This window comes from Streptomyces sp. bgisy027, from assembly GCF_057710365.1.
In genome coordinates, this window is sequence record NZ_JBYIVZ010000020.1 from 148,433 (window position 1) to 166,402 (window position 17,970).

At 69.4% G+C, this 17,970-nt stretch carries 16 protein-coding genes, 2 pseudogenes and 1 riboswitch; of the genes and pseudogenes, 5 read left to right on the forward strand and 13 right to left on the reverse strand.

Annotated elements, in window-relative coordinates; all coding sequences use genetic code 11:
• Window positions 1–3: 3 nt before the first annotated feature.
• Together kdpF and AC3ETA_RS22070 are read right to left on the reverse strand one after the other, a co-directional pair.
• Window positions 4–93, reverse strand: a complete 90-nt coding sequence (gene kdpF / locus AC3ETA_RS22065) for a K(+)-transporting ATPase subunit F (RefSeq protein WP_016434100.1) — start codon at window positions 91–93, stop codon at window positions 4–6.
• Between the two features lie 258 nt (window positions 94–351).
• Window positions 352–949, reverse strand: a pseudogene (locus tag AC3ETA_RS22070) (hypothetical protein); the annotation flags it as partial.
• Between AC3ETA_RS22070 and AC3ETA_RS22075 the strand changes: the two are divergent.
• The 3 genes and pseudogenes from AC3ETA_RS22075 to AC3ETA_RS22085 all read left to right on the forward strand — a co-directional run.
• Window positions 949–1,241, forward strand: a pseudogene (locus AC3ETA_RS22075) (amino acid transporter); the annotation flags it as partial. The pseudogenes AC3ETA_RS22070 and AC3ETA_RS22075 sit on opposite strands and share 1 nt — an antisense overlap.
• Before the next feature lie 121 nt (window positions 1,242–1,362).
• Window positions 1,363–1,884 (forward strand): hypothetical protein, encoded by a 522-nt coding sequence (locus AC3ETA_RS22080; RefSeq protein ID WP_432194626.1) that lies wholly within the window; start codon window positions 1,363–1,365, stop codon window positions 1,882–1,884.
• 74 nt (window positions 1,885–1,958) lie between these two features.
• A complete protein-coding gene (locus tag AC3ETA_RS22085; RefSeq protein WP_432194627.1) occupies window positions 1,959–2,381 on the forward strand; it encodes a TOBE domain-containing protein in 423 nt (140 codons plus the stop codon).
• A gap of 93 nt (window positions 2,382–2,474) precedes the next feature.
• On the opposite strand, the gene gcvP is transcribed toward AC3ETA_RS22085, so the two are convergent.
• Window positions 2,475–5,360 (reverse strand): aminomethyl-transferring glycine dehydrogenase, encoded by a 2,886-nt coding sequence (gene gcvP, locus AC3ETA_RS22090; RefSeq protein ID WP_432194628.1) that lies wholly within the window; start codon window positions 5,358–5,360, stop codon window positions 2,475–2,477.
• 174 nt (window positions 5,361–5,534) lie between these two features.
• Window positions 5,535–5,630: riboswitch (glycine riboswitch) on the reverse strand.
• Window positions 5,631–5,744: 114 nt separating this feature from the next.
• Here gcvP and AC3ETA_RS22095 point away from each other — a divergent pair.
• Complete coding sequence (locus tag AC3ETA_RS22095) at window positions 5,745–6,146, forward strand: PRC-barrel domain-containing protein (protein ID WP_432194629.1); 402 nt, start codon at window positions 5,745–5,747, stop codon at window positions 6,144–6,146.
• Window positions 6,147–6,151: 5 nt separating this feature from the next.
• On the opposite strand, the gene AC3ETA_RS22100 is transcribed toward AC3ETA_RS22095, so the two are convergent.
• A complete protein-coding gene (locus AC3ETA_RS22100; RefSeq protein ID WP_432194630.1) occupies window positions 6,152–7,594 on the reverse strand; it encodes a DNA polymerase IV in 1,443 nt (480 codons plus the stop codon).
• Between the two features lie 245 nt (window positions 7,595–7,839).
• Between AC3ETA_RS22100 and AC3ETA_RS22105 the strand changes: the two genes are divergently transcribed.
• Window positions 7,840–9,060 (forward strand): IS110 family RNA-guided transposase, encoded by a 1,221-nt coding sequence (locus AC3ETA_RS22105; RefSeq protein ID WP_432194631.1) that lies wholly within the window; start codon window positions 7,840–7,842, stop codon window positions 9,058–9,060.
• Window positions 9,061–9,208: 148 nt separating this feature from the next.
• Here the strand turns inward: AC3ETA_RS22105 and AC3ETA_RS22110 are convergent, their stop codons facing one another.
• The 9 genes from AC3ETA_RS22110 to clsA all read right to left on the reverse strand — a co-directional run bounded on the left by AC3ETA_RS22110 (window position 9,209) and on the right by clsA (window position 17,868).
• Window positions 9,209–9,871, reverse strand: a complete 663-nt coding sequence (locus tag AC3ETA_RS22110) for a MerR family transcriptional regulator (RefSeq protein WP_432194632.1) — start codon at window positions 9,869–9,871, stop codon at window positions 9,209–9,211.
• A gap of 265 nt (window positions 9,872–10,136) precedes the next feature.
• A complete protein-coding gene (locus AC3ETA_RS22115) occupies window positions 10,137–10,610 on the reverse strand; it encodes a bifunctional nuclease family protein (RefSeq protein ID WP_004002801.1) in 474 nt (157 codons plus the stop codon).
• Between the two features lie 85 nt (window positions 10,611–10,695).
• Window positions 10,696–11,433 (reverse strand): transcriptional regulator FtsR, encoded by a 738-nt coding sequence (ftsR, locus tag AC3ETA_RS22120; RefSeq protein ID WP_432194633.1) that lies wholly within the window; start codon window positions 11,431–11,433, stop codon window positions 10,696–10,698.
• Window positions 11,434–11,474: 41 nt separating this feature from the next.
• The gene (locus AC3ETA_RS22125) at window positions 11,475–12,293 is read right to left on the reverse strand and encodes a zinc-ribbon and FHA domain-containing protein (RefSeq protein ID WP_346182646.1); all 819 of its coding nucleotides are present in this window, start codon (window positions 12,291–12,293) and stop codon (window positions 11,475–11,477) included.
• A gap of 148 nt (window positions 12,294–12,441) precedes the next feature.
• Window positions 12,442–13,302 (reverse strand): DUF881 domain-containing protein, encoded by an 861-nt coding sequence (locus tag AC3ETA_RS22130; RefSeq protein ID WP_432194634.1) that lies wholly within the window; start codon window positions 13,300–13,302, stop codon window positions 12,442–12,444.
• Between the two features lie 5 nt (window positions 13,303–13,307).
• The gene (locus AC3ETA_RS22135; RefSeq protein ID WP_003988855.1) at window positions 13,308–13,640 is read right to left on the reverse strand and encodes a small basic family protein; all 333 of its coding nucleotides are present in this window, start codon (window positions 13,638–13,640) and stop codon (window positions 13,308–13,310) included.
• Entirely contained in the window at window positions 13,637–14,539 is a 903-nt protein-coding gene (locus tag AC3ETA_RS22140; RefSeq protein ID WP_432194635.1) for a DUF881 domain-containing protein, read from the reverse strand. The genes AC3ETA_RS22135 and AC3ETA_RS22140 overlap by 4 nt, the downstream gene beginning before the upstream one ends.
• A 109-nt stretch (window positions 14,540–14,648) precedes the next feature.
• Window positions 14,649–17,144, reverse strand: coding sequence for a sugar phosphate nucleotidyltransferase (locus tag AC3ETA_RS22145; RefSeq protein WP_432194636.1), 2,496 nt, complete (start codon window positions 17,142–17,144; stop codon window positions 14,649–14,651).
• 115 nt (window positions 17,145–17,259) lie between these two features.
• On the reverse strand, window positions 17,260–17,868 hold the full coding sequence (gene clsA / locus AC3ETA_RS22150; RefSeq protein WP_030966866.1) for a cardiolipin synthase ClsA: 609 nt from the start codon (window positions 17,866–17,868) through the stop codon (window positions 17,260–17,262).
• Window positions 17,869–17,970: the final 102 nt, after the last annotated feature.

Sequence of the window (17,970 nt, forward strand, 5' to 3'; positions counted from 1 at the left end):
GTCTCAGAACCTCTCCGGGAAGATCAGGGCGAGGACGAGATAGCCCAGCAGGGCGACGGCCACGACGAGGCCGACGATGTTCTCGGCGGTCACAGCTTCGTCACCCCCTTGGCGACGAGAGCCACCAGCGCGAAGCACGCGATCGTGATGGCGACGAAGGCCAGATCGGCCACCGTGCACTCCTGGATGAGGTTCGGTCGGACAGGGACGATCCGAGGAAACCGCCTTCGTGGCCGGATTCGAGCGCTGTTGACGGCTCCCATACGGCCCGTTGCGCGCCTTTGACGGTTCTCTTACGGCGACACGATCACCGCAGGTCGCAGGCGCACCGGGGCCAGGACGAGCGGAGGTCAACCGGCAGGTCACCGCGCCCGTCGCCTTGCGCACGGCGTGCGCGACGACAGCGCCCCGCCGGTTCTGGAGCCGCCGTCGCCGCAGCCGTTCCGGCCCGGTCTCCGGGGTCAGCACGGTCACCCGGGTGACCGGCTCGGAGGCCATGACGTCACGGACGTAGGCGGCGACGGGGCGGCCCGGGGAGCGCCGCTCGCTGCTGAGCCGGACCAGGGGCACGCCGGGGTCCCACTCGGCCCCGGAGCGCTCCAGGGCGTGCAGCGCGGCCCGGTCCTCGGGGTGGGGTGGCAGACGGTGACCGCGCGGACCTCGTCGCCGAGCGAGGCGGCCGCGGTGAGGGCTTCCGAGGTGAGCCGGGACAGCGAGGAGACCGGCACGATCACCACCGAGCGGCCGCGGTGCGGATGCTCCGGGATGCGGCCGAGGCCGAGCCGCTGCCCGATCCGCACGTAGCCGCGGCGGACGGCTTCGAACGCCCCGGAGCCAGGACCCCGTGCCGGTGCGCCTGCCGGTCGGCCTTCAGCGCGAACACGTGCGGCAGGTCGTTGTCACGGGCGAGCAGCTTCAGCAGCACCGGGAGGCCGCCGAAGGACGTGTTCCGAATTCGAGGCGGGCCTGGCCGTACGCGGCCAGGTCATGCACCACCGCTACCGCGTCCTCACCCTGGAGTCGTCCTTCACCCCCAACGCCCTGGCCGCCCTGCTGCCGTACGTCCGTGACACGACCGGCTGCATCCCGCACATCTCCTTCGAGCGGACGGAGGGCACGCCCTACGCCGACTTCCCGCGCCTCTTCCTCTTCGGCCAGGGCGAGGTCGCCCCGGTCACCCGGGAGGTCCTCGCGAGGCGGAGCCGGACCGCGACCGCCGGCCGCGCGTCCACACCGGCTGACGCACGCACCGGACCGAACCGGGCGCGGCCACATCAGGATCGCGTCAACGATGAGCCGTAAGACGACAGAGCGCTGTCAGCGCTGTTCGCAGCCGCGCCGGCGGCCCCTACCGTCAGCACTGTGGACGGAAGCAGACCGCGCCCGGCCCCGACCGGTGACCGTCACTGGCAGAACAGTGCCCGGTTCGCCACAGGCTGCGCGGTGACCTTCTTCGGGATGACCCTCCTGGTGGACTGGGACGGCCACACCCTGACGCCGGCACGGACCCTGCTGTGGCTGGTCATGACCTCCCTGCTGTTCACGATCCTGCTCCCCGAGCGCGTGACCGCCGGCCCGGGCTGGCTCGCGGTGCGCGGTCTCGTACGGCGTCAGGCGGTGCGCACGGACAAGCTGGTGACCGTACGGCAGCACGGCGGCGTCTCCACACATCTCACCCTGCGCGACGCGGACGGCCGCCGCCTCGAACTGGACCCACGCGTCCTCCTCGCCAACCCGCTGCTGTGGCACGAGCTGGACACCGGGGTACGCCGCTCACGCGCGAGCGGAACCCTGCTGGAGGGCATCGACGTCCTGGAACGGCTGCGCCACCAGATCGACGACGCCGAGGCGCGTGCGGTGCTCAGGGCGTCCGGGATCACCTGAGGACGGGGCGCGGCGGCTAGGGTGGACACAAAAGCCGTATAAACACATCAAAGAGCCCGCGCGAGGCGTCTCCCATGAGCCCGAGCATCCGCAACCAGCTCCCCGGCACGATCACGTCCATCAGTCCGGGCGAGACCATGGCCATGGTCGACGTCCATCTCACCGGCGGCCAGGACCTCACAGCGGCGATCGTCCCGTCGGCCGTCGAGGAACTCGGCCTGACCGAGGGCACCACCGTGAACGCCCTCGTGACGGCGACGCACATCTGCCTGGCCACCTCCCCGGTCGAGGACCCCCGGCCCCTGCGCAACCGGCTCCCCGGCACGATCACCGGCATCGCCACGGGCGGCGCGATGGCGTCGGTGAAGATCGCGGTCGACGGCGGCGCGGTGACCGCCGCCGTGACCCGGGACGCCACGACCGACCTCGACCTGTCCCCCGGCGTCCCCGTCGTCGCGCTGGTGGAGGCCACGGAGGTCGCTCTGACGACCGCATGACACACGGAAGGGCTCCCCTCCGGCTGTGCGTGGCCGGAGGGGAGCCCTTCCTGCTCGGGTGCGTCGCCCGCGTGGGCGTCAGCCCGGTGCGGCTCAGTCGTCGTAGGCGTCCAGCGGCGGGCAGGAGCAGACGAGGTTACGGTCGCCGAAGGCCTGGTCGATGCGGCGCACCGGCGGCCAGTACTTGTCGGCGGCCGACATCCCGGCCGGGAACACGGCCTCCTCACGGCTGTACGCGTGCTCCCATGTGCCGCCCAGCGCACCGGCGGTGTGCGGGGCGTTGCGCAGCGGGTTGTCCTCGGCGGGCCACTGCTGCGACCCGACCTTCTCGATCTCCGCGCGGATGGCGATCATCGCCTCGCAGAACCGGTCGAGCTCGGCCAGGTCCTCGGACTCGGTCGGCTCGATCATCAGCGTCCCGGCCACCGGGAAGGACATCGTCGGCGCGTGGAAGCCGTAGTCGATGAGCCGCTTGGCCACATCGTCGACGCTCACGCCGGTCGCCTTGGTCAGCGGGCGCAGATCGATGATGCACTCGTGCGCGACGAGCCCGCCGGGCCCGGTGTAGAGCACCGGGTAGTGCGGCTCCAGCCGCTTGGCGACGTAGTTCGCGGACAGCACGGCCACCTGCGTGGCCCGCTTCAGCCCCTCGCCGCCCATGAGGCGGACGTACGCCCAGGAGATGGGCAGGATCCCCGCGGAACCCCACGGCGCCGCCGAGATCGGGCCGACGCCCGTCTCCGGACCGGCGGCCGGCTGGAGCGGGTGGTTGGGCAGGTACGGCGCCAGGTGCGAGCGCACGCCGACCGGGCCGACGCCCGGACCGCCGCCGCCGTGCGGGATGCAGAAGGTCTTGTGCAGGTTCAGGTGCGAGACGTCGCCGCCGAAGTGGCCCGGCTTGGCCAGTCCCACGAGCGCGTTGAGGTTCGCGCCGTCGACGTACACCTGCCCGCCGGCCTCGTGCACCTGCGCGCAGATGTCGGCGACGTGCTCCTCGAACACACCGTGCGTCGACGGGTACGTGATCATCAGCACGGACAGCTCGTCCCGGTGCTTCTCGATCTTGGCGCGCAGGTCCTCGACGTCGATCTCGCCGTCGTCGGCGGTCTTCACGACGACGACCTTCATGCCGGCCATCACGGCGCTGGCGGCGTTCGTGCCGTGCGCGGAGGACGGGATGAGGCAGATGGTCCGCTGCTCGTCTCCGTTGGCCCGGTGGTATCCGCGCACGGCGAGCAGACCGGCCAGCTCACCCTGCGAGCCGGCGTTCGGCTGGAGGGACACCTTGTCGTAGCCGGTGACCTCGGCGAGACGTTCCTCCAGCTCGCGGATGAGCGTCAGATAGCCCTGCGCCTGCTCGGCGGGTGCGAAGGGGTGCAGCTGCCCGAACTCCGGCCAGGTGACCGGCTCCATCTCGGTGGTCGCGTTGAGCTTCATCGTGCAGGAGCCCAACGGGATCATGCCGCGGTCGAGCGCGTAGTCCCGGTCGGCCAGCCGGCGCAGGTAGCGCAGCATCGCCGTCTCGGAGCGGTACTGGTGGAAGACGGGGTGCGCGAGGTAGTCGTCGGTGCGCAGCAGCCCGTCCGTGAGCGCGTCCTCGGTGCCGGCGTCCAGCGCCTCGATGTCGCCCTCGACCCCGAACGCCGTCCATACGGCGCCCAGCTGGGCCCGCAGCGTGGTCTCGTCGCAGGCGACGGAGACGTGGTCGGCGTCGACGAGGCGCAGGTTGACGCCGTTCTCCCGGGCGGCGGCGACGACCTCGGCGGCCTTTCCGGGCACCCGCACGGTCAGCGTGTCGAAGTAGGAGCCGTGCACGACCTCGACTCCGCCGGCCGCGAGGCCCGCGGCGAGGATCGAGGCGTACCGGTGGGTCCGCCGCGCGATGCTCCGCAGCCCGTCGGGCCCGTGGTACACGGCGTACATACCGGCCATCACGGCGAGCAGCACCTGGGCCGTACAGATGTTGCTGGTGGCCTTCTCCCGGCGGATGTGCTGCTCACGGGTCTGGAGCGCCAGCCGGTAGGCCTTGTTGCCGTCGGCGTCCACGGACACGCCCACGAGCCGCCCCGGCAGGCTGCGCGCGAACTTCTCGTGGACGGCCATGTAGCCGGCGTGCGGGCCGCCGAAGCCCATCGGCACGCCGAAGCGCTGCGTCGTACCGATCGCGATGTCCGCCCCGAGCTCACCCGGCGACTTGAGCAGCGTCAGCGCGAGCAGGTCGGCGGCGACGGTGACGAGGGCACCGAGCTCGTGCGCCTGGTCGATGACCGGCTTGATGTCCCGTACGACACCGGAGGCGCCGGGGTACTGCAGGAGCACGCCGGTGATCTCACGCGAGGCGACCTCGGCCGGAATGCCCTCGCTGAGGTCGGCGACGACGATCTCCACGCCGGTCGGCTCGGCGCGGGTCTCGATCACGGCGATGGTCTGCGGAAGCACGTCCGCATCGACCAGGAACAGGCCCTTCTTGTTCTTGCCCATGCGCCGGGACAGCGCCATGGCCTCGGCGGCGGCCGTCCCCTCGTCGAGCAGGGAAGCACCGGAGGTCGGCAGCCCGGTCAGCTCGGCGACCACCGTCTGGAAGTTCAGCAGGGCCTCGAGACGGCCCTGGGAGATCTCGGGCTGGTACGGCGTGTAGGCCGTGTACCAGGCGGGGTTCTCCATGACGTTCCGCAGGATGACCGGCGGGGTGAAGGTCCCGTAGTACCCGAGCCCGATCATCGAGTCCAGCACCTGGTTGCGGTCGGCCAGCGACCGCAGCTCGGCCAGCACCTCCGCCTCGGTGCGGGCTCCCGGCAGGTCCAGCGAGTCGGCGTTCTTGATCACGTCCGGCACCGCGGCGGCGGTGAGCTCGTCGAGGGAGCCGTACCCGACCTGGGCGAGCATCTTGGCCCGGGCCTCATGATCGGGACCGATATGACGCTGCTCGAAGGGGATTCCCTGCTCGAGCTCGGAGAGCGGAATGCGGTGGGCGGTCATTGCGGAGGCCTCCTGGTCTGACGACCTTCGAGGGGCACCACGGCGCGGGTACCCGGACGGCCTCCCCCTCTGTCATCTCAACCTGAGAGCTTCACCGGACCGCCCGAAGGCCGTCGGCTTTCACCGTCGGTGAGAGCGGAAGCCGTCGACACCCGCTCTGCTTTCCAGAGTGACCTCGTCCGTGCGGTACGTGAGCCTGAGAGATTCCGGGGAGGATTTGCTCCTTCGGCGCCTCCGGTGTTCTCCGGAGGACTCTCCCGCACGGGGTCAGCAGCCGCTAGAAAGCCTACCAGCGAGGTCGCCGCACGGACCTTCGAGTGGCCGCTCTCACCATTCTGCCTTTTCGTAGTGCTTACGGATGAGTTGCGACCAAGTGGAGGGCCCGTGCAGACCGACATCGATCCGCGCAATCTGATCGGCCGCAAGGCCTTCGACCGCAACGGCACCAAGATCGGCACCATCGACGAGGTCTATCTCGACGACGCGACCGGAGTGCCGGAATGGGCGGCGATACGCACCGGCCTGTTCTCCCGCGACGCCTTCGTCCCCCTGGAGCCCAGCGAGCTGGTGGAGGGCACCCTCCGCATCCCCTTCGACCGCGCCCTGATCAAGGACGCACCCGATTTCGGAGTGGGCCGCCATCTGTCCCCCGAACAGGAACTCCAGCTCTACCACCACTACGGCCTCGACGTGGCGTCCCCGCCACCTCCCCCCGACCGGGACTTCGGCAACCTGGCCCCCACGGAACCCCCCAACGACAACGACCCCACGACCCCCCACCCCTGACCAGCTCAGACCCCACCGGCCACAGCCCCCTCAGATGCCCCCGCCGTGCCAGATCCCCCACTTCCCGCAACACCCCGGCTTCCCCCACTCCCTCCGGGCCGCTCCTCCACCAGGGGCAACGGCTCCACCGCCGCCAGGCCCGGATCCTCCACCCGAAACGTCCGCACCCGCCCCGGCGCCGAGCCAGGCGTCTCGAACCGCACGGTCACCCGCCCGAGCCCACTCCCCTGCACCCACCCGTGCCCGTACTCGGCATGCCGCACATCGTGCCCGGCCAGCCACCTCCGCTCGCCCGGCCCTTCCTCCCCCCGCGCCACGGCCACCGCCTCCGCGCCGTCCTCCCCGCCCTCCACCGGCTGCTGCTCCCCCAGCTCCCCCGCGGCCTGAGCGAACAGATCCTCCTGCGTGTAGTCGGCAAGGCCGCTGACCCCGACCCCCAGCAGCCGCACCCCACCCGTCGTGTCCACGGACTCCAGCAGCCGAGCGGCGGCCTCCCGCACCACCGCCGGATCATCCGTCGGCCCCCGCAACGTCTCGGACCGCGTCAGGGTCGAGAAGTCGTACCGCCGCACCTTCAGCACGATGGTCCGCCCCGACAGCCCGGCGCCCCGCAACCGCCGCACACAGCGATCGGCCAGCCGCTGCACCTCCAGCCCGACCCGCACCCGGTCGTGGATGTCCACGTCGTACGTGTCCTCGACCGACACGGACTTGGTCTCCCGCTCGGCCACCACGGGCCGCTCGTCGTGCGCCAGCGCCATCGCGTACAGCGCATGCCCATGGGCCTTGCCCAGCAGCCGGACCAGCTCGTCCTCACCGGCCTCGGCGATCTCCTCGACCGTATGGATACCGGCCCGCCGCAGATGGTCCCCCGTCGCCGGCCCCACACCCGGCAGCGTGCGCACCGACATCGGCCCCAGCATCGCCCGCTCGGTCCCCGGCTCGATCAGCACCAGCCCATCCGGCTTGGCCTGCTCGGAGGCGATCTTCGCGAGCATCTTGGACGCGGCCAGCCCCACCGATCCCGCAAGCCCCGTGGCGGCCCGTATGTCGCCGCGCAGCTTCGCCCCCACCAGCCGCGCCGACGAGTCGTCCCAGGCCGCTCCCCCGGCCTCCAGATCCACGAACGCCTCGTCCAGGCTCAGCGGCTCCACCAGCGGCGACAGCTCCCGCAGCAGCCCCATCACCTGCTCGCTGATGTCGCGGTAGATCCCGAACCGCGGCACGAGATACGCGGCGTTCGGCGCCAGCCGCCGCGCCTGCGCCATCGGCATCGCCGAGTGCACCCCGAACACCCGGGCCTCATAGGAAGCGGTGGCGACGACTCCACGCGGCCCGAGCCCGCCCACGATCACGGCTTTCCCACGCAGGCTCGGCTTGGATGCCTGCTCCACCGAGGCGTAGAAGGCATCCATGTCGAGATGCAGGATCGTGGGCGCGTTTCTCACATCTCCGATGCTGCCTCACGCCACTGACATTGATACTCGTAGCGGCTTCCGGTGGTCGTGGCTCTGCCACTGACTGACGCCCTGCTGGGCTGTCTTCGCGTTGTTCTGTCCGACCGCTGGAGCTGGTTCTCATGGCTCCGGCCGGGCGGACCATGACCTGATAGGAGCTTGGTCAGAAGCCCCTTCAATGTCCTGTCTGAGCCACCCGGCCGGCGCCGCCTCCAACCAGGAAGGCGTTCACCAGGATGGCAGCACAGGCCCTCAAAGACATCACGGGCACCGACCAGAACGTCCTCGCAGGCGTCGACTCCCACACCGACACCCTCCATGTCGCAGTCATCAGCGACAACGGCGGTCACCTCGCCGACGCCGAGTTCAGCACCACCCCTGCCGGATACGCTGCCGCGCTGGCCTTCGTCGACGCCCACGGGCAGGTGCGGGCGATCGGTGTGGAGGGCACGTCCTGCTACGGGGCCGGCTTCACCCGAGCCGCCCGCGCACGCGGGCACCGGGTCATCGAGGTCAACCGGCCGGACCGGGCCGAACGCCGCCGGATCGGCAAGTCCGACCCCATCGACGCCTACGCCGCAGCCCGCGCCGCCCTGTCCGCACGGGCCTCCAGCGCGCCGAAGGACGACACCGTCACCGGCATACGCGCCCTGCACAACGCCGCCCGCTCCGCGGTCAAGGCCCGCACCGCCGCGCTCAACCAGATCGGCAGCATCCTCGTCTGGGCCCCCGAGGCCATCCGCGCCAGGTACGGTCCGCTGAGATCAATGGACCGGGCCGATGCCCTGGCCCGGCTGCGGCCGGCCGGAGACGCCCTGCACACCGCGGTCCTGACCGCGTTGAGAACCCTTGCCCGACGCGTCAAGGAGCTGACGGCCGAGCACGAAGCCCTCACCAAGGCCCTGGACAGTGCGGTCACCGCCGCCAACCCCGGCCTGCGAGCCGCTCACGGAGTCGGCCCCGACACCGCCGCACAGCTCCTGATCACGGCAGGCGGCAACCTTGAACGCATGCGGACCGAGGCTTCCTTCGCCGCTCTGTGCGGAGCCGCCCCGGTGCCGGCTTCCAGCGGCAGAACCAACCGCCACCGCCTCTCCCGGGGCGGCGACCGGGCCGCCAATGCCGCCCTCTACCGCATCGCCCTGGTCCGCATGGGCAGCGACGCCCGAACCCGCGAATACGCCGCACGCCAGCTGGCCGCCGGACGGACGAAGAAGGAGATCATCCGGCTGCTGAAACGAGCCATCGCCCGCGAGGTCTTCCGCTGCCTGACCACCACGGTCAACGTTCCCGACATCGCCGACCTGCGCCCTCTGCGGCTGTCCAAGAACATCACCCTCACCGCCGCCGCACGACACCTCGGGGTCTGGCCCACCAGAATCTCCGACGTCGAACGCGGAACCCGCCGACTCGACGACCTCGCCCACGCCTACCGCAACTGGCTCCAAACCGCTTGACCAGCAATAGGAGCATCAATGCCCTGCTGCAACCGCACGCTTGCGGCCACCGATACCGGCCGAGAGCCCACCGGCATGAACCGACGGTTCACCGGCGGCACCGGCCCGACCACTACGAGGTGCCCGGCGAGGCGGGACCGAAGCCCGCTCAGACCGCCCGGTTGCGCCGCCGGGCCAACTCGTCCGCCGGGTTGTGCCCGATGAGGGTCTCCCCGGTGTCGATCCGCTCCCCGTGCAACTGCGACAGAGCGTTCTCGACGTCCCGCCACACCACACCCACGGCGATCCCGAAGATCCCCTGCCCGCCCTGGAGCAGCGCGTGCACCTCGTCCGGCGAGCTGCACTCGTACACGGTCGCGCCGTCGCTCATCAGCGTCATGCGCTCCAGGTCGCGGAAGCCCTGCTCCCGCAGGTGCTGGACGGCGGTGCGGATGTTCTGAAGCGAGACACCGGTGTCGAGGAAGCGCTTGACGATCTTCAGGACGACGACGTCCCGGAAGCTGTACAACCGCTGCGTCCCGGACCCGTACGCGGGCCGCACGCTCGGCTCGACGAGCCCGGTGCGCGCCCAGTAGTCCAGTTGGCGGTATGTGATGCCGGCGGCCGCACATGCCGTCGGACCGCGGTAGCCGATCTCTTCCGACTCCATGGACGCCGCCCCTCCGCCGGTGCTCGGCACGGCCGTCGGCCGATGCGAAGCGTGATCGGCAGCACCGCCCTGAACAGCGCTGCTGTGAAGCGGGTACGGACCGCTCGCCCCGAGACTGCGCCCGGGGGCACCCCCAGCCGTACCGTCGCCGCTGCTTCTCACGCCGACCTCCGTCCTTGACCTGCCTTCACGACGGTAGGCAGTCACCAAGGGTGCGTCAACGATCGCCACACTCGGCACGCCGAGTGATAATCACCCTAGGAGTGGTTTCCCGTACCCCACCGCGGGGAAAGGCTAGCCGAATGCCTTCCGAGCGGGCCTCGGGACGCTCTCGCTCGCCACTGGCAAATGCCGGCATTTGAGCTGTAACCGACTGTGGGCCGAACCGACACGGACCGCAAGTCCGCCCGGCCCCGCCCACACCGTCTCACTGGCTGCTGGTGCCGAAGTCCTCGGGCGAGATCTGGTCGAGGAACTCGCGGAACTTCTCCACCTCGTCCTCCTGCTCGTCCGGGATCGCGATGCCGGCGTCGTCGAGCACCCCGTCGCTGCCGTAGATCGGCGTCCCGGTGCGCAGGGCGAGCGCTATGGCATCGGACGGACGGGCGCTCACCTCGACGCCGCTGGCGAAGACCAGCTCGGCGTAGAAGACGCCCTCACGCAGGTCCGTGATGCGTACTTCGGTGAGCTCCTGGCCGACGGCCTCCAGCACGTCCTTGAACAGGTCGTGGGTCAGCGGTCGCGCGGGGGCCATGCCCTGCTGGGCGAAGGCGATGGCCGTCGCCTCCCCCGGCCCGATCCAGATGGGGAGGTAGCGGTCGCCTCCCACTTCGCGCAGGAGCACGATCGGTTGGTTGGAGGGCATTTCGACCCGGACACCTACGACATCGAGCTCGTTCACACAGCAACCCTAGGCCGTGCTCGGGACGTTTGGGTAGTCGGGCAGGGAACGGGTGGCCGATCCGGCCTTCCTGTGCTTGCCCCGCTCAGGGCAGCCGCACCCCGAGAGCCGTCTGCACCAGCGCGGAGTGCAGCTTGACCGTGAGACCGGCCAGTTCCTTCGCGCGCGCCTCGGCGTGAGCCCTGGTCTGGGGGTTGCGGTGCCGCTTCAACGGCGCCACGACCTGGTCCACGAGCCCGGCCTCACGATCGGCGGCGGCCTTCATCACCCGAAGATGCCGGGGCTCGATACCGAACCGCCCCAGCTCGGCCACGAGCGCGGCCACGGTGACCGCCTCCGCGTCGTACACCCCGTCCGGCAGCGGAGCGATCAGGCCGTACGACTCCCACTCCGCGAGCTCGCGCTCGTCGATCTCGGCGGCGGCCAGCAGCTCGGCCCGCCCGATCCGGGCCGCCGCGGGCCCCTCCACGGGCTCCAGGACCGTTTCGCCGTCCCGCTGACGGCACACGGTCGGCAGCGGTGCCGCCTCACCGCGCTCCATGGCGTCCAGGTGCTCCCGGATCACCTTGAGGGGCAGATAGTGGTCCCGCTGCATCCGCAGGACGTGACCGAGCCGCTCGACGTCCTGCGCGCTGAACTTGCGATACCCCGAGGGGGTCCGCTGCGGCTCGACCAGCCCTTCCGACTCCAGGAAGCGGATCTTGGAGATGGTGATGTCAGGGAACTCGTCGCGCAGCACGTTCAGCACCGTGCCGATGCTCATCAGCCGACCGTCCGTGGCGGCGATGCCGTGGCCGGCACCGCCGCTCGGTGTTTTCAGCATGGACCTTCCCTGGGTCTCCCCGGACGGTCTCCGGGGGAGGGTCAGTAGCCCCGCTGGCTCGCGTAGAAGACCAGCCGGTACTTGCCGATCTGCACCTCGTCGCCGTTGTTCAGCGGGACCTGGTCGATCCGCTCGCGGTTGACGTACGTGCCGTTCAGGCTGCCGACGTCGGCCACCGTGAACGAGCCGTCCTGGGCGCGACGGAACTCCACGTGCCGACGCGAGACCGTCACGTCGTCCAGGAAGATGTCGCTCTGCGGGTGACGACCGGCTGTGGTCAGATCGCCGTCCAGGAGGAACCGGCTGCCGGAGTTCGGTCCGCGGCGCACCACCAGGAGCGCGGAGCCCAGCGGCAGCGCGTCGACAGCGGCCTGCGCCTCGGGCGACAGCGCCGGGATCTGCGTCTGACCGGTGGTCTCGGCGTCGTAGGCCTCGATACCGGAGATGGAGATCGTGGAGGTCGTCTCGGACGGTCGCTCGGGCGTAGCGCCGCTTCGCAGCGGAGCACCACAGTTGGAACAGAAGCGGCTGTTCTCCGCGTTGCGGTTACCGCACCTCGTACACACCAGGGCCGACATCGGGGAAAACCCTCCACCCGTACTTGAGGTTGACGGTTGCCCGAAACCTATGCCGCCGGACTGGCCAGGGTCAACCGACGGCGCGCCCTGACCTCCGGAAATGTCACCGCCCGGCCCAGGCACCTGATCCCTGAACAGCGGGCGCTGGCCCTCGTCGTCCCCCTGTGCGCGGTGACGAGCGGTCGCGTTGTCGCTGCCCTCTCGCGCGCTCTTGCCGAACAACTTCGCAAACAACTTCACGGGCGATTCCCCTTGACCGAAACAGACCCGCCCGTGGGGCAGGACGAACCCTGACTGCTCTCTCTGGCCGACTCAGACATCCTCACAACGTCCGTCTCCGCCAGACAGTTTCCACCACGCACCACCCAATCGGTGCGCCGACCCCCCGCAACCTCATGCCCTCCCCCGACGTCCCCCATGCACCCCCGGTTCACTGGGAGGACGACCGAGCGTAGTCAGGCCGCTTCGCCGCTCGCAAGGCGTCCACAACGATCTTGTCCGACCGCTCGATCGTCACGGTGGCCTGCTCCTTCTCCAGGGTCTGCACCACGCCTCCAGGGATGTTGAGCGCTGGTTCGAGGTCCTGCGGCTTGCCGATGACCTTGAAACGATAGGGCGCGTTGATCTTGTTCCCGTCGACGCTCACGCTGTTTCCGGCATCGGTCAGGTAGGTCCCGGCGACGACGCGGACGCCGTTCACCTGGATCGCCTCCGCGCCGGCCGCGCGCAGCTCCTGGATCGCGTCGAGCAGCATGTCCGCCTCGACCGTCCCCTTCGTGTCGTCGATGGTCATCGTGATGCCAGGTCCCTGAGCGGCCACCGTGCCCGCCAGAATGCCGAGTTGCCTCTCCTTCTCGACCGTCTGCCGGCGAGCCTCCTCGGCCTGGTTCGAACTGTTCTCCAGTTCGCCACGCTGCTCCTCGAGACCTTGCTTCTCGTCCTCTAGACGCTGAGTACGGTCGTCCAGTTCATCGAGAATGCGAACAAGATCTTCCTGCCGTGCGCCGCGCAGGGCACTGTCGCTGTCGCTGTTCGACGCCACCTGGACGGCCAGACCGAACCCGAGGCCGAACAGCAGCAGGGCGACGATGAGTTGGGCACGGGTCACACGGGGCGGCCACAGGCCCTGCGCGAGCCGCTGCCGACCGGTCAGCCCGGCCTGCCGGTTCCGCTGCTCCTCGGGCGTCTCCGCGCCCTCAGGGGCCACCGAAGCCTCACCCGCACCAGCCGCCACCTCTTCGGGCAGCTCCTTGCGCAGCCTGTTGTCCGGGGTCTGTTCCTGGTTGCTCATCGGCCTCACGCCCGGAACACGTGCCGGCGAATCGCCGCGGCGTTGGAGAAGATCCGGATGCCGAGCACCACGACGACACCCGTGGACAGCTGGGCGCCGACGCCCAACTTGTCGCCCAGGAACACGATCAGCGCGGCCACGACCACGTTGGACAGGAACGACACGACGAAGACCTTGTCGTCGAAGATGCCGTCGAGCATGGCCCGCAGCCCCCCGAAGACGGCGTCCAGCGCCGCCACGACGGCGATCGGCAGATAAGGCTCGACGACCGCCGGAACCTCCGGCCGGACCAACAGTCCGGCCACGACTCCGACGACGAGGCCCAGTACGGCGATCAAGATGTGCCCTTCTCGGTTTTCTCGGTGTTCGGCTGTGCTGTACGTACGATCACGCTCGGGGCGGCTGGCAGCCGCAGATCTTCCTGCACGGAAATGTTGGTCCGGATGCCGAAGTTCTCCTGCAAGGCGTGCAGGTACAGCCCGTCGGCACTGTCCTGGAACCTGGTGCTCAGCCGCTCCCCGTCCCCCACCGCCAGCACCGTGTACGGCGGCACCAGTGGCTTGTTGTCGACCAGTATTGCGTCACCCGCAGCCCTGATCGCCGACAGGGCGGTCAGCCGCTGTCCGTTGATCGAGACGGCTTCCGCGCCCGACTCCCACAGTCCGTTGACCACACGCTGCATGTCGCGGTCGCGTACCCGCCCGGTGTCGGAGAACCCGGACGACCCTCGCGGGTCGCCGTCGCCGTCCGTGCCCGCTGCCTTGGCATCGTTCACGACCAGCTTCACGCCAGGGCCGTGCACCTCGACCGCGCCCGCGAGGATGCCCACGAGCTCCGTCTGGTCGCCGCCGGCCGTCTTCAGGGCCTCGCGCTGCCGCGCGCTCACGTCGGCGCGCAGGTCGTCGATGGTCTCCTCCAGCTTGTCCGCCGTCGCCGTCTCCCGGTCGATGCGGTCGATCAGCTCCTCGCGCTCCTTGGCCACCACAGGAGCCGCCACACGCGCCTGCGCCGCTCCCACCGTCACCACGAGCGCCGCGAGCACCAGCCCGGCGGCGAGTCCCAGCTTCGCCCGCAGTGTCTTGGGCAGTCCCCCGTCACCCGCGGCCTTCTTGCGGGCGGCGGCCTCGGCGTACCCGTCGTCGAGGCTGTGATCCATGACGTTGTTGAGCAGCGACATGGACGCGTCCGGGCGCGCAGGGGGCGTGAATGTGCTCCGAACGGGGGGCGGCTGCGGCATGCCGCACATCGTCGCACGTCGCGGCCGCTACCTCCGAATGGCCCCACCGGCATGCCGGACAGGCCCCCTTTCGGGGACACCTGTCCGGCACGCGCGTGTGCGTGTTGCTTTACCGCCCGGCGCTGTCCACGACCGCGGACCACTCGTCGAGCAGTTCCTGGGCGGACGCGTCGTCCGGCCCTTCGGCCCACAGATGGGTGACCGCCTCCGCCGGGTCCGGCAGCACCATCACCCACCGCCCGTCGGTCTCCACGACCCGCACTCCGTCGGTCGTGTCGACAAAGCGATCTCCGGCTTCCTCGACGACCCGCCGCATGACGAGCCCCTTGACGGCCCAGGGGGTCGCAAGATCGCGCTTGATGACATGCGCCCGTGGGATCCGCGCGTCGATCTGGCTCAGCGTGAGCTGCGTCCGCGCCACGAGCCCGATCAGCCGTACGAAGGCCGCCGTGCCGTCGAAGACGCTGCTGAACTCCGGGACGATGAACCCGCCCCTGCCGTCGCCGCCGAAAATCGTCGTCTCGTCACGGCCGACCCTGGTCAGGTCATCGGGCGAGGTGGTCGTCCACTCCACCTGAGTGCCGTGATACGCCGCCACCTGCTCGGCGATCCGCGTCGTGGTCACCGGCAACGCCACACGACCACTACGGCGCTCGGCGGCCACCAGGTCGAGCATGACCAGCAGGGCACGGTCGTCCTCGACGATCCGCCCCTTCTCGTCGACCAGCGAAAGCCGCTCGCCGACCGGGTCGAACCGCACGCCGAACGCGGCCCGCGCCGATGCCACGATCTCGCCCAGCCGCACCAGCCCCGACCGCCGCGTGTCCGCCGACTCCGTGGGCCGGGACTCGTCGAGACCGGGGTTGATGGTCAGCGAGTCCACACCGAGCTTGCCCAGCAGGCTGGGCAGCACGAGCCCGGCGCTGCCGTTCGACGCGTCGACGACGACCTTGAGCCCCGAATCCGCGATCCCCGTCGTGTCGACGTTCCGCAGCAGCGACCCGGTGTACGAGTCGAACACACTGGCCGGGAAGTGCAGGTCCCCGATCTCGCCGGGGAACGCACGCCGGTACTCCTGCCTGGCGAAGACCCGGTCCAGCTTCCGCTGACTGGCCTGCGACAGGTCCGCCCCCTGCCCGTCGAAGAACATGATGTCCACGGAGTCCGGCACACCGGGTGTCGTCCGGATCATGATCCCGCCGGCACTGCCCCGCGCGGTCTGCTGCCGCGCCACCGGCAGCGGTACGTTCTCCAGGTCGCGTACGTCGATGGCGCTGGCCTGAAGCGCGGAGATCACCGCCCGCTTGAGCGCCCGGGCACCACGGGAGTGGTCGCGGGCCGTGGTGACGGTGGAGCCCTTCTTCAGGGTCGTCGCATAGGCGCCGGCGAGGCGCACGGCGAGTTCCGGCGTGATCTCCACGTTCAGGATTCCGGAGACGCCACGGGCACCGAAGAGATGCGCCTGGCCTCTCGACTCCCAGATCACCGAGGTGTTGACGAAGGCACCGGCCTCGATGGTCTTGAACGGATAGACCCGCACGTTGCCCTGAACGATCGATTCCTCACCGATCAGGCACTCGTCACCGATGACCGCGCCGTCCTCGATCCGGGCGGCGCGCATGATGTCGGTGTTCTTTCCGACGACGCACCCGCGCAGATTGCTGTGCTGCCCGACGTACACGTTGTCGTGGACGACGGCCTTGTGCAGAAAGGCTCCGCTCTTCACGACCACGTTCGAGCCGACGACGGTGTGCTCCCGGATTTCGACACCGGCTTCGACCTTGGCGTAGTCGCCGATGTAGAGCGGTCCGCGGAGCACCGCGTCGGGATGCACCTCGGCACCTTCCGCCACCCACACGCCCGGGGAGATCTCGAAGCCGTCCAGTTCGACGTCGACCTTGCCCTCCAGGACGTCCGCCTGCGCCTTCACATAGCTCTCGTGAGTGCCGACGTCCTCCCAGTAGCCCTCCGCGATATAGCCATAGATCGGCTTGCCTTCCTTCATCAGCTGCGGGAAGACATCACCGGACCAGTCCACGGGAACGTCGGCCTCGACGTAGTCGAATACCTCGGGCTCCATCACGTAGATACCGGTGTTCACGGTGTCCGAGAAGACCTGGCCCCAGGTCGGCTTCTCGAGGAAGCGCTCGACCTTGCCCTCCTCGTCGACGATCGTGATACCGAATTCCAGTGGATTGGGCACCCGGGTCAGACAGACTGTGACGAGCGCACCCTTTTCCTTGTGGAAGTTGATCAGCTCGGTGAGGTCGAAGTCCGTCAGGGCATCGCCGGAAATGACCAGGAAGGCGTCGTCCTTCAACGCCTCCTCGGCGTTCTTGACGCTTCCGGCAGTACCGAGCGGCTTCTCCTCGTTGGCATAGGTGAGCTCCATTCCGAGCTCTTCGCCGTCACCGAAATAGTTCTTGACCAGCGAAGCCAGGAACTGAACTGTCACGACGGTCTCATTCAGCCCATGCCTTTTGAGCAGCCTCAGAACGTGCTCCATGATCGGCCGGTTGGCCACCGGCAGGAGCGGCTTGGGCATGCTTGAGGTCATGGGGCGAAGGCGCGTGCCTTCGCCTCCGGCCATCACGACGGCCTTCATGTCGGAAGCGTCCTCCTCGAAGAGACGACGGTCTAGCCGACTTCACCCGCCAAGATTGTCCCGCACTTTTCCACCGCGGGCCATCGGGCCACTACGCCCGCTTCAATCCGCGAGTTCACTCGGCCATGGCGTCCGCTCGGACCAGGCGGCGGACCTGAACCACGTAGAGAACTCCTGCCCACCAGTACAGCGTTGTACCCCATCCGGCGAACGCCCATCCGAAAATAGCAGCGAGTGACGGGATCCATCCACTTCCGTCACTGAGCAGCAGCAACGGGAAGGCGTACATCAGGTTGAACGTAGCTGCCTTCCCAAGGAAGTTCACCTGCGGCGGCGGATAGCCGTGACGCCTGAGGATGCCCACCATCACCAGCAGAACCAGCTCACGCGCCAGAAGTGCAGCGGTCAACCAGATGGGCAGAATCTCGCGCCAGGTGAGACCGACCAAAGTCGAGAGAATGTAGAGCCGGTCGGCCGCCGGGTCGAGAAGCCGGCCGAGGCTGCTGATCTGGTTCCAGCGCCGCGCGAGCTTGCCGTCCAGGTAGTCGCTGACGCCGCTCAGAGCCAACACCAGAAGGGCCCAGCCATCACTCTTCGGCCCGCCGAACTCAGGCCTCAGAATCAGCCACAGGAACAGCGGCACGCCAAGCAGCCGCGCCATGCTGAGGATGTTGGGGATGGTGAGGACCCGGTCCGTCTGGACACGGGTCTCCTGGACCTCCACCCGGGGGCCTCCTGTGGGAAACGTACCTACGATGCCCCCTGACCCTACCTCAACGCAAAAAAGCTCTGGCCCTTGGGCTGAGGTGCCCAAGAGCCAGAGCTC

Excerpts from the sequence above, each read along its gene's own strand:
- AC3ETA_RS22085 (WP_432194627.1), top strand. The coding sequence starts at position 1,959 with ATGAGCCCGAGCATCCGCAACCAGCTCCCCGGCACGATCACGTCCATC.
- gcvP (WP_432194628.1), bottom strand. The coding sequence starts at position 5,360 with ATGACCGCCCACCGCATTCCGCTCTCCGAGCTCGAGCAGGGAATCCCC.
- AC3ETA_RS22105 (WP_432194631.1), top strand. The coding sequence starts at position 7,840 with ATGGCAGCACAGGCCCTCAAAGACATCACGGGCACCGACCAGAACGTC.
- ftsR (WP_432194633.1), bottom strand. The coding sequence starts at position 11,433 with ATGCTGAAAACACCGAGCGGCGGTGCCGGCCACGGCATCGCCGCCACG.
- AC3ETA_RS22130 (WP_432194634.1), bottom strand. The coding sequence starts at position 13,302 with ATGAGCAACCAGGAACAGACCCCGGACAACAGGCTGCGCAAGGAGCTG.
- AC3ETA_RS22140 (WP_432194635.1), bottom strand. The coding sequence starts at position 14,539 with ATGCCGCAGCCGCCCCCCGTTCGGAGCACATTCACGCCCCCTGCGCGC.
- AC3ETA_RS22145 (WP_432194636.1), bottom strand. The coding sequence starts at position 17,144 with ATGAAGGCCGTCGTGATGGCCGGAGGCGAAGGCACGCGCCTTCGCCCC.